The sequence below is a fragment of the Paucibacter soli genome (assembly GCF_037482845.1).
GTDB lineage: Bacteria > Pseudomonadota > Gammaproteobacteria > Burkholderiales > Burkholderiaceae_C > Paucibacter_B > Paucibacter_B soli.
Genome location: NZ_JBBHJW010000002.1, coordinates 114,789 through 129,372, shown reverse-complemented (window position 1 = coordinate 129,372; position 14,584 = coordinate 114,789). Strand labels below are relative to the sequence as shown.

At 65.5% G+C, this 14,584-nt stretch carries 18 protein-coding genes; 9 read left to right on the top strand and 9 right to left on the bottom strand.

The annotated features are described in order from the left end of the window. Window positions 1-251: 251 nt before the first annotated feature. Entirely contained in the window at window positions 252-845 is a 594-nt protein-coding gene (locus tag WG898_RS05290) for a lysophospholipid acyltransferase family protein (RefSeq protein ID WP_339601719.1), read from the top strand. Window positions 846-904: 59 nt separating this feature from the next. Here WG898_RS05290 and minE read toward each other — a convergent pair whose 3' ends face one another. Genes minE through minC form a run of 3 tightly spaced genes read right to left on the bottom strand, consistent with a single transcriptional unit; the run spans window position 905 to window position 2,881 of the window. Then, a complete protein-coding gene (minE, locus tag WG898_RS05285; protein ID WP_339601718.1) occupies window positions 905-1,168 on the bottom strand; it encodes a cell division topological specificity factor MinE in 264 nt (87 codons plus the stop codon). 14 nt (window positions 1,169-1,182) lie between these two features. Next, window positions 1,183-1,998 carry a septum site-determining protein MinD gene (gene minD / locus WG898_RS05280; RefSeq protein WP_339601717.1) on the bottom strand — a complete coding sequence of 272 codons (816 nt, stop codon included), beginning with the start codon at window positions 1,996-1,998 and terminating at the stop codon, window positions 1,183-1,185. Between the two features lie 46 nt (window positions 1,999-2,044). Then, window positions 2,045-2,881: a septum site-determining protein MinC gene (gene minC / locus WG898_RS05275; protein ID WP_339601716.1), complete on the bottom strand. Its 837-nt coding sequence runs from the start codon at window positions 2,879-2,881 to the stop codon at window positions 2,045-2,047. A gap of 1,006 nt (window positions 2,882-3,887) precedes the next feature. Between minC and WG898_RS05270 the strand changes: the two genes are divergently transcribed. From WG898_RS05270 to WG898_RS05255, 4 genes are all read left to right on the top strand, one after another. After that, window positions 3,888-4,070, top strand: a complete 183-nt coding sequence (locus tag WG898_RS05270; protein ID WP_339601715.1) for a hypothetical protein — start codon at window positions 3,888-3,890, stop codon at window positions 4,068-4,070. A gap of 102 nt (window positions 4,071-4,172) precedes the next feature. Next, window positions 4,173-6,218 carry a methionine--tRNA ligase gene (metG, locus tag WG898_RS05265; RefSeq protein WP_339601714.1) on the top strand — a complete coding sequence of 682 codons (2,046 nt, stop codon included), beginning with the start codon at window positions 4,173-4,175 and terminating at the stop codon, window positions 6,216-6,218. A 54-nt stretch (window positions 6,219-6,272) separates the two neighbouring features. Further along, complete coding sequence (locus WG898_RS05260) at window positions 6,273-6,476, top strand: DUF3460 family protein (RefSeq protein ID WP_339601713.1); 204 nt, start codon at window positions 6,273-6,275, stop codon at window positions 6,474-6,476. A gap of 17 nt (window positions 6,477-6,493) precedes the next feature. Next, the gene (locus tag WG898_RS05255) at window positions 6,494-7,384 is read left to right on the top strand and encodes a segregation and condensation protein A (RefSeq protein WP_444718909.1); all 891 of its coding nucleotides are present in this window, start codon (window positions 6,494-6,496) and stop codon (window positions 7,382-7,384) included. Here WG898_RS05255 and WG898_RS05250 read toward each other — a convergent pair. The 3 genes from WG898_RS05250 to WG898_RS05240 form a co-directional block, all read right to left on the bottom strand. Next, window positions 7,381-8,115 carry a response regulator gene (locus tag WG898_RS05250; protein ID WP_339601712.1) on the bottom strand — a complete coding sequence of 245 codons (735 nt, stop codon included), beginning with the start codon at window positions 8,113-8,115 and terminating at the stop codon, window positions 7,381-7,383. The two genes, WG898_RS05255 and WG898_RS05250, sit on opposite strands and share 4 nt — an antisense overlap. A gap of 123 nt (window positions 8,116-8,238) precedes the next feature. Next, the gene (locus WG898_RS05245) at window positions 8,239-8,691 is read right to left on the bottom strand and encodes a MaoC family dehydratase (RefSeq protein ID WP_339601711.1); all 453 of its coding nucleotides are present in this window, start codon (window positions 8,689-8,691) and stop codon (window positions 8,239-8,241) included. After that, on the bottom strand, window positions 8,691-9,323 hold the full coding sequence (locus WG898_RS05240) for a ParA family protein (RefSeq protein WP_339601710.1): 633 nt from the start codon (window positions 9,321-9,323) through the stop codon (window positions 8,691-8,693). The genes WG898_RS05245 and WG898_RS05240 overlap by 1 nt, the downstream gene beginning before the upstream one ends. A gap of 55 nt (window positions 9,324-9,378) precedes the next feature. Here WG898_RS05240 and kefF point away from each other — a divergent pair, with 55 nt between their 5' ends. Genes kefF through WG898_RS05225 form a run of 3 tightly spaced genes read left to right on the top strand, consistent with a single transcriptional unit; the run spans window position 9,379 to window position 12,290 of the window. Continuing rightward, window positions 9,379-10,011: a glutathione-regulated potassium-efflux system oxidoreductase KefF gene (kefF, locus tag WG898_RS05235; protein ID WP_339601709.1), complete on the top strand. Its 633-nt coding sequence runs from the start codon at window positions 9,379-9,381 to the stop codon at window positions 10,009-10,011. Beyond that, window positions 10,011-11,846, top strand: a complete 1,836-nt coding sequence (gene kefC, locus WG898_RS05230; RefSeq protein WP_339601708.1) for a glutathione-regulated potassium-efflux system protein KefC — start codon at window positions 10,011-10,013, stop codon at window positions 11,844-11,846. Before kefF ends, kefC begins: the two co-directional genes overlap by 1 nt. 12 nt (window positions 11,847-11,858) lie before the next feature. Then, window positions 11,859-12,290, top strand: coding sequence for a DUF1841 family protein (locus WG898_RS05225; protein ID WP_339601707.1), 432 nt, complete (start codon window positions 11,859-11,861; stop codon window positions 12,288-12,290). Between the two features lie 30 nt (window positions 12,291-12,320). Here the strand turns inward: WG898_RS05225 and WG898_RS05220 are convergent, their stop codons facing one another. The 3 genes from WG898_RS05220 to flgA all read right to left on the bottom strand — a co-directional run bounded on the left by WG898_RS05220 (window position 12,321) and on the right by flgA (window position 14,001). Further along, window positions 12,321-12,710: a hypothetical protein gene (locus WG898_RS05220; RefSeq protein WP_339601706.1), complete on the bottom strand. Its 390-nt coding sequence runs from the start codon at window positions 12,708-12,710 to the stop codon at window positions 12,321-12,323. A gap of 88 nt (window positions 12,711-12,798) precedes the next feature. Further along, window positions 12,799-13,128 carry a flagellar biosynthesis anti-sigma factor FlgM gene (gene flgM, locus WG898_RS05215; protein WP_339601705.1) on the bottom strand — a complete coding sequence of 110 codons (330 nt, stop codon included), beginning with the start codon at window positions 13,126-13,128 and terminating at the stop codon, window positions 12,799-12,801. 144 nt (window positions 13,129-13,272) lie between these two features. Then, the gene (gene flgA, locus WG898_RS05210; RefSeq protein ID WP_339601704.1) at window positions 13,273-14,001 is read right to left on the bottom strand and encodes a flagellar basal body P-ring formation chaperone FlgA; all 729 of its coding nucleotides are present in this window, start codon (window positions 13,999-14,001) and stop codon (window positions 13,273-13,275) included. Between the two features lie 166 nt (window positions 14,002-14,167). Between flgA and flgB the strand changes: the two genes are divergently transcribed. Then, a complete protein-coding gene (flgB, locus tag WG898_RS05205) occupies window positions 14,168-14,581 on the top strand; it encodes a flagellar basal body rod protein FlgB (RefSeq protein ID WP_339601703.1) in 414 nt (137 codons plus the stop codon). Window positions 14,582-14,584 lie beyond the last annotated feature (3 nt).

Here is a 14,584-nt window from a genome sequence, read left to right as displayed (position 1 = left end):
TCGCGAAAATTGGCCAGTCTGCCTGGAATTCACGCTGGCGGTCATCGAACAAACACGGCTTGACTCCCGCCATCCGGGCGCGCCGAGCCGGCCCACTCCCGTCCACAGCGACTGTGGACAAGTCCGTGCACAGCCTGGGCGCGCAGAGTCCAAGTGCTTGATTTGCAAGCGGCTTTCTTGCCCTGCCTCAGAATGTGGCAGATGCATGAAGGGCGACACAGGGATAATCCGCCCTTGCCCACGAGATCCCCATGCATCGCACCATCTTCACCACCCCCGTGGTCAACACCCTGCTGCGCGCAGCCTCCATCGCCTATCTGAAGCTTGCCGGCTGGAAGGTCGAGGGCAGCCTACCCGCGGCGCAGTGCAAATGCGTGCTCATCGCCGCGCCGCACACCAGCAACTGGGATCTGCCCTATACGCTGATGGTGGCCTTTGCGCTGCGCCTGAACATCCACTGGATGGGCAAGCAGCAGATCTTTCGCTTCCCCTTTGGCGGCTTGATGCGCTGGCTGGGCGGCATCGCGGTGAACCGCGAGCAGGCCAGCAATCTGGTGGCGGCCTCGGCCGAGGCGCTGCGCGCGGCAGACGGCCCGCTGCAACTGGTGGTGCCACCCGAGGGCACGCGCAGCAAGACGCGCTACTGGAAGACCGGTTTCTACTGGATCGCCGTCACCGCCGAGGTACCGATCGTGATGGCCTATATGGACTACCCGCGCAAGCTCAGCGGCCTGGGGCCGGTGTTCAGGCCCAGTGGCGACGTGGAGGCCGATATGGCCAAGATCAAGCAGTTCTACGCGCCCTTCAAGGGCAAGAACGAGCAGCAGTTCGACGCCAAGCATTGACCGCTGCGCGGACGCAAAAAGGGCCAGGTCTTGCCTGGCCCTTGGCACGCTGGCGCGGCTCAGCGCCGCGCCGGCTCGGGCAGCTCGATCTTCACCTCCAGCACCTCGAGGTCGTCCTGGCGCTCCATATGCACCTTGATGTCGTCCGCGTTGATGGAAACGTACTTGGAGATCACCGCCACCAGTTCGCGCTGCAACTGGGGCAGATAGTCGGGGCTGGCGCCGCGGCCGCCGCGCTCATGCGCGAGGATCAACTGCAGGCGCTCCTTGGCCACGCTGGCCGTGCTTTTCTTCTCACCGAGGAAAAAGGACAGGAATCCCATGCTGTGTCCCTTCCTCACTTGCCGCCGAACAGGCGCTTGAAGAAGCCAGGCTTGACCGCCTCGATGAAGCGCATCGGCTTGTCCTCTCCGAGGAAGCGCGCCACCACATCGGCATAGGCCTCGGCCACGTCGGTGCCCTTCATGTGGATGGCCGGCAGGCCCTGGTTGGAGGCCTGAAGCACGCTCTCGGACTCGGGAATCACGCCGATCAGCGGGGTGCGCAGGATCTCGTGTATGTCTTCCAGCGACAGCATCTGCCCGCCCTCGACCCGGTTGGGGTTGTAGCGCGTGATCAGCAGATGCTCCTTGACGGGCTCCTTGCCCTCGATGGCGCGCTTTGTCTTGCTGTTGAGCATGCCGAGGATGCGGTCGGAGTCGCGCACCGAGGAGACTTCCGGGTTGGTCACCACCAGGGCCTCGTCGGCATAGTGCATGGCCATCAGCGCACCGGTTTCGATGCCGGCCGGCGAGTCGCACACGATGTAATCGAACTCCATCGCCTTGAGCTCGTCCAGCACGCGTTCCACGCCGGTCTGGTTGAGGGCATCCTTGTCGCGCGTCTGCGAGGCGGCCAGGATGTAAAGCTTCTCGACCTGCTTGTCCTTGATGAGGGCCTGGGTCAGCTTGATCTCGTCGTTGATGACGTTGATCAGGTCATAGACCACACGGCGCTCGCAGCCCATGATGAGGTCGAGGTTGCGCAGGCCGACGTCGAAGTCGATCACCACGGTCTTGTAGCCGCGCAGGGCCAGGCCGGTTGCAAAGCTCGCGCTGGTGGTGGTCTTGCCGACCCCGCCCTTGCCCGAGGTCACCACGACGATCTTGGTCATCGAATACTTTCCTTTATTCCAATAGAGCCTGGTCGGGGCGACCAGCTCAGAGTTTGAGTGCTTCCATCACCAGCTTCTCGCCGTCCAGGCGCACCTGGGCGGGCTTGCCCAGCACATGCTCGGGCAAGGGGTTTTCGGTCGTCCGGTAAATGCCGGCGATCGCGATCAGTTCGGCCTCCAGGCTGACGGCAAAGATGCGCGCCTCCGTGTTGCCGCGCGCACCGGCAATGGCCTTGCCACGCAGGGGCGCATAGACATGGATGTTGCCGTCGGCGATTACCTCGGCGCCATGGTTCACCAGCGCCATCACGATCAGATCGGCACCCTTGGCATAGACCTGCTGGCCCGAACGCAGGGGCTTGTCGATGATGACGGTCTTGGCGGCCTCGCCCGGCACATGCACCTCGCGCACCTGCTCGACCACCACCTCCTTGATGACTTCCTTGATGACCTCGCGCACCGGCTCGGCCGCTTCACTGCGCAGCGGCTGCGTGGCATCCGCTTCCGCCAGGCCGCAGGCCTGCGCCGCCGCCAGTTGCTCGGGGCTGGCCCCGCTCACCGCCACCGGCTGCAGGCGATAGCGCTCGAGCAGCGCGATCAAGGCAGCGAAGTCGAGCGCAGCCGCGCCCGCCTCACTCACCAGGCTCAGCTGGCCGTCCTCGCCCGCGGCGGGCGCGACCGCCGGCAGCTGCGACAGGTCGATCAGCAGCGGATCCTGATTGAACACCTCGGGCGTGTCGCCAAGCCGGGCCTGCAAGGCCTCGGCCAGGGCCTGCAGATCGGCGCTGCGCAGGACCAGCGACAAGGCGGTCAGCGTGGCACTCTTGAGCTCGAAGATCTCGGTGCTGCGGTTGCGTGGTTCTTGCCTGGCTGCTTGGCCCATGAATGCGTTGTCGCTCTTTGCAAAGTCGCGGATTTTAGCGGGCGCCGCGCGCGCCTCCCTAGGCGTTGGCCCCAAGCCGCGTCGGCACCTGCCACTTTTGCAGGCAACACAAGCCCAGCCTTTGCCGATCAAGGACTTAGCCAGGCTGTCTGCATGTCGCGCACAGACTTGTCCACATCGACGGTGGACAGTTGGCCCGATTCGGCAGCGCATTGCAGCCCGCCGCGCAGCGTCCGGCGCTTGACTTATCCCCAATCGGTGTTATGCGGCTTGGTGCGTTTGGCCTTGGTGCGGCGCAGCTACAGGTTTCCCCTGAGGATCTCGAGCACAGCGCTAAGTTGTTGATTTGCATAAAGATCGGACCATTGCATTTTTTTGTGGCAAGCCAAGCCCGGCAGCGATGAATCAAGGGTTTAGCGCGGACCTTCGCAGCTTCTCCACAAAGTTATCCACAGACCTGGTGGACAGCTTTTGGAACGCATAAGAATCAATGGTTTAGCACGCCTTCTTGAGTTAGGCATGAGCTTGCGCGTGTAACTATGCAGTCATCCCGGCAGGCCGCCAGCTTGCTGGATGACGTGGGTCCGATATGGCTGGGCCAAATTGCTTGCGCATGCCTCGGCCTGGGTCGAAATGAAACAGCTGGCGCCATTGCTACCGGTTCATGGGCTTGACTTATCCCCAAATATGAGACTGCGATGACAAGCGCATGCGAGCCGGCGCAAGCCATGCACCGCTTCAAGTCCGCCGGTCCAAGTCTTTGATTTTGAATATGAAATTCAACCTCCATCGAGCTGAATCGGGGGCCTTGTGGCGCGCAGAATCAAGCACTTAGCACACCCGGCAATATCTTGCCCACAAACTTATCCACAGATTGCGTGACTGGGCAAACTGAGCCACCACAATCACTTAGCGAAGAAACTTCACAATGCTGCGGCCCCGTCGTGGCTAGCAGGTACATTGGTAACCCCCGGCGCTTGGGCCGGCAAAAGCAGGAGCGAGCGCCTTGGCAACACCGAATTACAGCTATGAGAAACGCCAACGCGAGTTGGCCAAGAAACGCAAGGCCGAAGAGAAGCGCCAGCGCAAACTGCAGGGCAAGGACGAGGGCGGTGTTGATGCACCAGCACAAGACGGCGAGCCCGACACGCCTACCGACCCGGCCCCCGCGACGCCCAGCGAGAGCTGACGAACGGCACCAGTGCGCAGGGCTGCCGCGCGGCCGAGCGCGTGCGACTAAAATCCCGCCTCCGCATGGCGCTCCGCCATGCTTGGCTCCATCCGCAAAGTCATGACCCGCAAGCTCTTCGTCACCACTGCCCTGCCCTATGCCAACGCCAATTTCCATATTGGTCACATCATGGAGTACACGCAGGCTGATATCTGGGTGCGCTACCAGCGCATGCAGGGTCAGCAGGTGCACTTTGTCTGCGCCGACGATGCGCATGGCGCGCCCATCATGATTGCGGCCGAGAAGGCCGGCAAGACGCCACAGCAGTTCGTGGCCGACATCGCCGCGGGACGCAAGACCTATCTGGATGGCTTCCACATCAGCTTCGACAACTGGCACTCGACCGACGGCGCCGAGAACCACGAGCTGTCCAGGGAGGTCTATCTGGCGCTGCGTCGCAACGAGCTGATCGAGGTGAAGACCATCGAGCAGTTCTTCGACCCCGAGAAGGCGATGTTCCTGCCCGACCGCTTCATCAAGGGCGAATGCCCCAAGTGCGGCGCCAAGGACCAGTACGGCGACTCCTGCGAGGTCTGCGGCGCCGTCTACACCCCTACCGAGCTGAAGAATCCCTTCTCAGTGCTGACCGGCGCGACGCCGGTGATGAAGACTTCGGAGCACTATTTCTTCAAGCTCAGCGACCCGCGCTGCGTGAGCTTTCTCGAGCAGTGGACCCAGACCCCCGGGCGCCTGCAGACCGAGGTGCTCAACAAGATCAAGGAATGGTTCACCAAGGATGACGAGGGCAAGGGCGGCCTGGGCGACTGGGACATCAGCCGCGACGCCCCCTATTTCGGCATCGAGATCCCGGATGCCCCAGGCAAGTACTTCTATGTCTGGCTGGACGCGCCGATCGGCTACCTGGCCTCGCTGAAGAACTACCTGGGCAAGCTGGGCCAGGACTTCGACGCCTATATGGCCGATCCAAGCGTGGAACAGGTGCATTTCATCGGCAAGGACATCACCTATTTCCACACTCTGTTCTGGCCGGCCATGCTGCACTTCAGTGGCCGCAAGACGCCCAACCATGTCTATGTGCATGGCTTCCTGACCGTCAACAACGGCGAGAAGATGAGCAAGAGCCGCGGCACCGGCCTGGACCCGCTCAAATACCTGAAGCTGGGCATGAATGCCGAGTGGCTGCGCTACTACCTGGCCGCCAAGCTGAACGCCAAGGTCGAGGACATTGATTTCAACCCCGAGGACTTCGTCGCGCGTGTCAACAGCGACCTGGTCGGCAAGTACATCAACATCGCCTCGCGCGCCGCGGGTTTCCTGAGCAAGCGCTTCGGCGGCCATCTCTCCGGCGATCTGGGTGTGGAGGGGCGCGCCCTGCTGGACGGCCTGCGCGCCCAGGCTGGCGCGATCGCCGAACTCTACGAGGAGCGCGAATTCGGCAAGGCGCTGCGCGAGACCATGCTGCTGGCCGATCGCGTGAACGAGTACGTGGACCAGAACAAGCCCTGGGAACTGGCCAAGCTGGAAGGCAGGGACGCTGTGCTGCACGATGTCTGCAGCGTCTGCATCGAGGCCTTCCGCCTGCTCAGCATCTACCTCAAGCCGGTGCTGCCGGCGCTCGTCGCCAAGGTCGAGGCCTTCCTGCGTGTCGAGCCCATGCAGTTCGCCGATGCCGCGCGCGCGCTTGGCGCGCACCAGATCGGCAGCTACGAGCACCTGATGCAGCGCGTCGACCTGAAGATGGTCGAGGCGCTGTTCGAAGCCCCGCCCGCACCCAAGGTCCTGCCCGGCGGTGAAGACCTGGCCCCCGAGATCAAGATCGACGATTTCGGCAAGGTGGATCTGCGCATCGCCAAGATCCTCAAGGCCGAGCATGTGGAAGGCTCCGACAAGCTCTTGCGCCTCACGCTCGATCTCGGCGAAGGGCGCACCCGCAATGTCTTCAGCGGCATCAAGAGCGCCTACCAGCCCGAGCAGCTGGAAGGCAAGCTCACCGTGATGGTGGCCAATCTGGCGCCGCGCAAGATGAAGTTCGGTATCAGCGAGGGCATGGTGCTGGCCGCCAGCCACGCCGACGAGAAAGCGCATCCCGGCATCTTCGTGCTGGAGCCCCTCCCGGGCGCCCAGCCCGGCATGCGGGTGCGCTGAGCGCCCTGACCGCCCCGTAAAATTCAAGCCATAAACAACCGCGAGCTAGCCGATATGCCCTTCTTCTGGAAGCCCTACAAGTCCGACGTGAGCAATTTCATCGACGAGTTGCGGGCCAAGAAGCCCAGCCTCGAGCAGGAGCAGCGCGATGGCCGCGCCCTGCTGTGGGACAAGCAGGTGGACCGTCAGGCCCAGGCCGATTTCCGCGCCGCGCGCGTGGCGCAGCAGCCCTACGTCTACCAGACCAAGGACCACTGAGGCGCTGGGGTCAGGTCTTGAGCGATCCCGTCGCAGGCATCCCGCCCACGCCGGAGCTGGCTGAACTGCCGGCGCAGCCCGAGGCGACCGCAGCGCCGGTGCTGGTGGAGACCGTCGACGGCGTGGCCGTGGCCCGCCTGTATGGCGAGCCGCTGTTCGCCATGCCGCAGGATCTCTACATCCCGCCGGATGCGTTGGAGGTCTTTCTGGAGGCCTTCGAGGGCCCGCTGGACCTGTTGCTCTACCTGATCAGGCGCCAGAACTTCAACATCCTCGACATCCCGCTGGCGGACGTGACGCGCCAGTACCTCAGCTATGTGGACCAGATCCGCAAGCACAACCTGGAGCTGGCAAGCGAATACCTCTTGATGGCGGCCATGCTGATCGAGATCAAATCTCGCATGCTGCTGCCGCCCAAGAAGAGCGAGGATGGCGCCGAGCCCGAGGACCCGCGTGCCGAGCTGGTGCGCCGCCTGCTGGAGTATGAGCGCATCAAACTCGCCGCTGCCAAGCTGGACCAGGTGCCGGTGCTGGGGCGCGACTTCCTGCGCGCCCAGGTGTTTGTTGAGCAATCGCTCACGCCGCGCTTTCCGGATGTGGCGGCCGACGATTTGCGTGCCGCCTGGGCCGAGCTGATCAAGCGCGCCCGGCTGGTGCAGCACCACAAGATCAGCCGCGAGCAGCTCTCGGTGCGCGAGCACATGAGCATCGTGCTGCGCCGTCTACAGGGCAGGCGCTTCGTGGAGTTCGAGGAATTGTTCGACGTCAGCCGCGGCCAGCAGGTGCTGGTGGTGACCTTCATCGCGATGCTGGAACTGGCGCGCGAGCGCCTGCTGGAAATCACCCAGGCCGAGGCCTTTGCGCCCATCTATGTGCGCCTGGCCTACTCCCCCACCGAAATCAATTAGGCCGGCACCTGCCGGAAGGTGCTGAACTGGCTGCCTGGCTGGCGCTGCACCATCTGGCTCACCGCAAGCACCGCCTGCGTGCGTGAACTCACGCCCAGGGCCTTGAGCACCGCGGCCACATGGTCCTTGATGGTCTCGACCGACACGCCCAGCTCGCGCGCAATGATCTTGTTGGGTTTGCCCTGCAGCAGCAGCGCCAGCACATCGGTCTGGCGCGGCGTCAGCGACAGGCCCTCCAGGCCGCTGCTGCTCTGGAAGCTCCCAGCGCTGGCCAGTTCCTGGATCTGGCGCAGCTTGTTGGGCGCGTCCTCGGGCACCAAATTGCGCGGCCCCTCATCGCCCAGACTCATGGGAGGCACATAGATGCCACCCGACATCACCAGCTTGAGCGCCTGCGCCAGCATTTCGGTGCTGGTGCGCTTGGGGATGAAACCCATCGCGCCCTGATCGATGGCACGGATCACATCACTGGCGCGGTCCGAGGCCGAAATCACCACCACCGGCAAGGCCGGGTAGGCGGCACGAAACTCGTCCAGCACATCGAAGCCGCTGGCATCGCCCAGATGCAGATCCAGCAGCACCAGATCAAAGTCCTGGCTCTGCTGCAGGGTCTGGCGTGCCGCAGCGGCACTGTCGGCCCCCACCACCTCGACCGCATCTCCCAAGCCCTCGATCACGGTCTGCAGGGCCGACAGGATCAGGGGGTGGTCATCGATGAGCAGCACTCTCATGGGCGGCCCTCCTCTACTGGCACTGTGCTTTGCATTTGGGCCCGAATGATAGGCGGGCGCATGCGCTTTGGGCACACCCCTCTTGGGTGGATGTCCAAGGGCATATGTTCGCTATGCGTATTGCTAGGCGTACTGGCGCGTCAGCGTTTCGGCCACGCAGACCGGCCTGGTCTGACCCTCGCGCTCCACGGTCACCTCCACGGTGAGTTGCACGCCTGCTTCCAGCGCCTCGAAGGCGAGCAGTTTGAATCGGCCGCGCAGCCGGCTACCCACCGGCACCGGCGCCGGAAAGCGCACCTTGTTGAGCCCGTAGTTCAGGCCCATGCGGGTCTGCGCGATACGAAAACCGGTTTCGAAGAAGACCGGCAGCAGGCTCAGGGTCAAGAAGCCATGGGCAATGGCAGCGCCGAAGGGTCCGGCGGCGGCGCGCTGCGGGTCGGTATGAATCCATTGCTGGTCGTCGGTGGCATCGGCAAAGCGCTGGATGCGCCCCTGGTCGACCAGGATCCAGTCGCTCGTCGCCAGTTCCTGGCCGACCAGGGGCTGCAAATCGGCAAAACTCTCGAACACACGCATCAGGCATCCAACCATTCGGTGAGCGGCTGCCACTGCGCCAGATCGCGTTCCACCCGGCTGCTCGCGACATCCCAGAGCGTCAGGCCCCGGGCCGCCAATTGCACATAGTTCTGGGTATCGCGCAACAGGCCCAGCACGGGCACCGGCAGCCCCTGCAGGAACTCCTGCAACTGCTGGACCGAGAGCGTGCCGTCCTTGGCACGCATGCCCACCAAGGCCAGCGCCGGCCGCCGTTGTCCAGCCGGCAGGGCTGAACCCAGATCATGCAGGCTGTGGATGAAGTCGTATGTCGCCTGGATGTCAAACAGGCTCGGTTGCAGCGGGATCAGCAGCTTGTCGGCCAGCTGCAGCAGCCGTTCCAGCTTCCTGCCATGCAGACCGGCCGGACTGTCCAGCACCACATGGCTGACACCCTTGGGCGGACGCACGGTGTTCTTGACATCGAACTCCCAACTGGCGATGGCGGGCAGCTGCGCTGGCCGCAGGCCCAGCCAGCGGCGCGCCGACTGCTGCGCATCCACATCCCCCAGCATCACCGCATGCCCCTGGCGGGCGTAGTAGCCGGCGATATTGCTGGCGAGGGTGCTTTTGCCAACGCCACCCTTGGGGTTGGCCACGAGGATCACCGGCATGCTCGCTCCTTGTCGCTGTGCCGCAGGATGTTAGCGAGTTAGCGATACTGCAGCGATGAACCGCATCCTGATCCTCTGCGCCCATCCGGACCTGGCGCATTCGCTCGTCACCCGCCGGATGCTGGCACAGCTCGCGGCCCTGCCGCCCGGCTCGACGCAGATCGCCTGCCGCGACCTCTATGCGCTCTATCCCGACTACGTCATCGACGTGGCCGCGGAGCAGCAGACCCTGCGCGAGGCCGAGCTGCTGGTATGGCTGCATCCGCTGCACTGGTACGGCATGCCGGCGCTGCTGAAGCTCTGGGTGGACGAGGTGTTCGGCTTCGGCTGGGCCTATGGGCCGGGCGGCAACGCGCTCTGTGGCAAGGACCTGTGGCTGGTCAGCTCCACCGGCGGCGCCGCCAACGCCTATCGCGAAGACGGCTACAACCACCATCCGATCGAGGCCTTCCTGCTGCCCTACGTGCAGACCGCGCGACTGTGCGGCCTGCGCTTTTTGCCGCCGCTGTTCCTGCACGGTGCGCACCGCGCCAGCGAGGCGGAGCTGCAGCAGCATGCCAGCGGCTTTGTTCAGCAGTTGCTCAACTACCCGAACTGGTGCGGACAGCCCCCCGGCGGTCCGGTGCCGCCGGCCGACCGCGTCCCGGGTGACGAGCGCCCCGCCCCCGACGCCCAGGAGACGTTTTAATGGAGCATGGCAACTGGTTGCACACCCCGCTGGTGTTCATGGCCGCCGCGGTGCTGGCGGTGCCCCTGGCACGCTGGCTCAGGCTGGGCTCCATTCTTGGCTATCTGGCGGCGGGGGTGTTGATCGGCCCCGCTGCATTGGGACTGGTGAGCGCGCCCGCCACCATCCTGGAGGTGGCCGAGTTCGGCGTGGTGCTGATGATGTTCCTGGTCGGGCTGGAGCTGGAGCCGCGCCGGCTCTGGGCCATGCGGCATCCGATCTTTGGCTGGGGTTCGCTGCAGCTGCTGGGCTGCACGGCCGTGCTGCTGGGCGTGGCGCTGTTCTTCGGCCTGCCTTGGCGCCCGGCGCTGGCGGCCAGCCTGGGGCTGGCGATGTCGTCCACCGCGGTTGCGCTGGCGGTGTTGGCCGAGCGCAATCTGGGCCAGACCAGCGCCGGCCAAAGCGTGCTCAGCGTGGCGCTGTTGCAGGACATTGCCGCTATTCCCGTGCTGGCGCTGGTGCCCATCCTGGCGCTGGCCGGCCCCGCCGAAGGTGCGGGCGGCTGGCATGCGCTGAAGGCACTCGGCGCGGTGCTCACCATCGTGCTGGGCGGCCGCCTGCTGTTGCGCCCGCTGTTGCGCTGGATCGCCAGCAGCGACACGCCCGAGATCTTCACCGCCGCTGCCCTGCTGTTGGTGTTGGGCACTGCAGCATTGATGCAGACGGTGGGCCTGTCGATGGCGCTGGGCGCGTTTCTGGCCGGCGTGCTGCTGGCCGAGAGCGAATACCGGCGCGAGCTGGAAACCGACATCGAGCCCTTCAAGGGTCTGCTGCTGGGCCTGTTCTTCATCGCCGTGGGCATGGGGCTGGACCTGCGTGTGCTGCGCGAGCAGCCCGCCCTGGTGGCCGCATTGCTGGCCGCCCTGCTGCTCGGCAAGGGTCTGCTGCTAACGATCATGGCGCGCTTGATGCGCCTGCCCGTGGTGGAGCGCCCGGTATTCGTGATCCTGCTGGCCCAGGGAGGCGAATTCGGTTTCGTGGTGTTCCAGCTGGGGCAGCAATCCGGCCTGCTCAGTGCCAGCCAGGGCTCGGCCCTGGTGGCCGCGGTGGCGCTCTCGCTGGCCTGCACGCCCGCGCTGCTGCTGATCTCAGACCGCTGGCTGCTGCCGCGACTGGCCGCCAAGGACCGGCCGCCGCTGGAGGCAATCAAGGAACCGCAGCAGGCGCCCATCATCATTGCCGGCTTCGGCCGTTACGGTCAGATCGTCGGCCGCATGCTGTACGCCAACGGCTACGCCGCCACGGTGCTGGAGCATGACGCCGAGGCCGTCGAGGGCCTGCGCAAGTTCGGCTGGCGCGTCTTCTATGGCGATGCCTCGCGCCTGGACCTGCTACGCACCGCTGGCGCCGCCACCGCCCGCGTGTTGGTGCTGGCGGTTGACGACGTGGCCCAGAGCCTGGCGATCGCCGAGCTGGCGCGCACGCATTTTCCGCAGCTACAGGTGGTCGCACGGGCACGCAATGTGCGGCACTACTACAAGCTGCGCGATCTGGGCGTCACCCTGATCGAGCGCGAGACCTTCGACGCCGCGCTGATGAGCGCGCGCAGCGTGCTGGAGCTGTTGGGCCTGCAGCCGCATGCGGCGCGCAAGCTGGCCTGGCGCTTCCGGGCTCACAACCTCGAACAGCTCGCACTGATGGCACCGCATCACAAGGACGAGGCCACGCTGGTGGCGATGGCCAAACAGGGCCGCCAGCAACTCGAGGAAATGTTGGCCCAGGAGCGTGCCGCCGCTGCCAGACATCCGCCCCAGGCCTGGGGGCCGCCCGCCACCGATCACGACAAGACGGTTTGAGACAATCGCCCCATGTACGCTCCTTCCCAACTCGAGGTGCGGCGCTTCTTCTGCGCCAGCTACCGCAAGCTGCGCGACCGCCAGCCGCTCTCACCGATGGAGGCGATCGCCGCCGACTGGATAGACCAGCACCCGGAGTACCACGCCGAACTGGCGGACGAGGAAGCGGCGCTGGCCGCCGTCTACAGCGTCGAGGAGGGGCGTACCAACCCCTTTCTGCATCTGTCCATGCACCTCACCATCACCGAGCAGCAGGCGATCGACCAGCCGCATGGCATACGCCAGGCGGTGGAGCTGCTGGCGGCGCGGCGCAACTCGCTGCACGAGGCCCATCATGTGGCGATGGATTGCCTGGGCGAGATGGTCTGGGCCTCGCAACGCAGCGGCCTGCCGCCGGATGGCCACGCCTATCTGGACTGCGTACGCAAAAAGGCCACGCAATAGCGTGGCCTGGCGGGGTGCGGGGCTGCAGGCTCAGGCCTGGATCGACCCGCCCAGGGTCTTGCGCTCGGCCTTGCCTGAGGCGGAATAGACACCGGTCGCTTCGGCCGGCATCAGCACGTCAATGGCGCGGTCCAGCGCCGCGGTGGCGCGCGCCAGTGACTCGCGCTGCGCGGCCACGCGGCCACCGGCCAGTACCAGACGGTTGCGCAGACCGGCCGGCACATTGCCGGCACGCGCCGCGGCCGAGAAGCGCTCGATCGCCTTGGCCAGGGCCACATGCAGGCTGGCAGCGTGCAGCTCGATTGCCTGGGTGTCGCGGCGCAGCAGCGCCTCGCCCAGCAAGTTCAGGCAGCTCTCAACCTCGACCAGGGGCAGTTCCAGCTCCTGGGTGAGCGATTCGTTCGGTTCTGAAGGTGGCAAGGCGTGCATGGTCGGACCCGCCGGGTTGGCGTTCAACAACAAGGGCTCACAAAGAACTCAAACCGGCCCCCTGCGGGAGCCGAGGACCTCAGTGCGGCGACATTCGGCTGACCATTTCCTGGGCGTTCGCGATCAGCTTGTCGGCAATCGCCTCGGCGTTGACGCTGAACTTGCCCTCGGCGATGGCCTGCGAAATCCGCTGCACCTTGGCCGCGTCGAAGCTGCCTTCGTCCGAAACGCCGGAAATCAGGCTGCTGGCATTGCTGGACAGCGCAACATGCGCGCTGGCCTCGCTGCCACCCGCCTTTTTCGCGCCGCCGGCCGCATGGCCTTGGGCGCGCCCCGCGTCGGCCGCGCCGCTGCGCTCTGTGCCGACCTGAGCCGGCGCGTGCATCTCAGGGCTGTTACCGATCTTCATGGTGCTCTCCAAAGGAAGGGGCTCGCCCCCAACCTGTCCAGGTTTTTCGGTGTATCGACCATCCAGCCGCGAACTTTAGCCCCGCGGCGCAAAAATGTTTGCCAGGCTCCGCCCCGCAGGTCGGACCCACGATCAAGGGCGTGCTCATAGCAGCACCTCCACGCGTCGATCACCGACGGCCCGACCCGTGACGGTCCGGCCATTCTCAAAACGCACCCGCACGGTCTGGCCCTCGAGCCCGGCGCTGAGCGCCTGACCCTCGCTGGCCACTGCGAATCCGGGCGCTTGCGCCCAGACCCGTACCGTATCGCCGGCTGCAAACCACTGCCGCAGCTTGATCGCCCCCGTGCCAAGCGCCTCCCCGGCCGACACCGGTCGGCTCAAGGGGCGGCCCAACAGGAGGCCCGGGTCGGTGGTGACCGTCCCGGCAACTGCCGCTATGTCTATTTCGGCCTCGCGCAGATGCTCTTGAGCCAGCACCGTCCCCGCAGCCAGGGGGGTGGCGGCCACCAGGGCACGGGCATGGACCAGCACCTGCACCGGCAGCGTCACGTTCCAGCGCGAGCGGCCATCCACACAGCGCAGGCCGATGCGGCTGCGGCCCCAGATCTTCTGGCCGGCCGGCAAATAGGGTTCCACCTGGGCGCAGGGCGCCAGCCGCAGGCGCGCATCCAGTTGCCCCACCTCGACCTCCACGCGTGCCTGCTCGGGCGCGCCGGCCCGCGCAGCGGTCTGTGCCAGCTGCTGCACATGGGCGATCAGGGTCGGATCGAGCGGCGCGGCTGCCGCGCCCCCAGCCAGCGCCAAGGCCAGCGCCGCGCCGGCGAGGCGCGCATGCTGGACGGCAGCGGGAATGAGGGCGTTTTGAAGCATGGGCGGACTCTAGGCCGATGCGGCAGGGGTCGGCGCGCCGAAATGCGGCCTGAAGTCCTTGCTATTCCCGCTCATGTTTTCGGACCTGCTGTCCACAATCGCTTCACCTGCCCCATGGCCACCATGCGTCTTGCATGAAGGCCGCGCAGACTCCAAGGGGAAGCCCATGATCAACCGACTCACTGACGCACTGAACTTCCAGACCGAGGCCCTGGCCTTGCGCTCTGAGCGTCAGCGTCTGTTGGCCAGCAATATCGCCAATGCCGACACCCCGGGCTACCAGGCCCGCGACATCGACTTTGCCCGCGCACTCAAGGAGGCCACCGGCCAGATCGCCAGCGCCGGCGCCATGCACGTCACCCAGGCCGGCCACATCAGCCCGGCCGCCGGCGCGCGCAGCGACAGCCAGAAGCTGCATAGCCTGGCGGCGCAGACCAATCTGGACAGCAACACCGTGGACATGGACCGCGAGCGCGCCAACTTCGCCGACAACGCGGTCAAGTACGAGGCCACGCTGCGCTTCATCAACGCCAGCGTGCGCACCACGCTGGATGCGATGAAGTCGCATAACGCGGCATAAGCC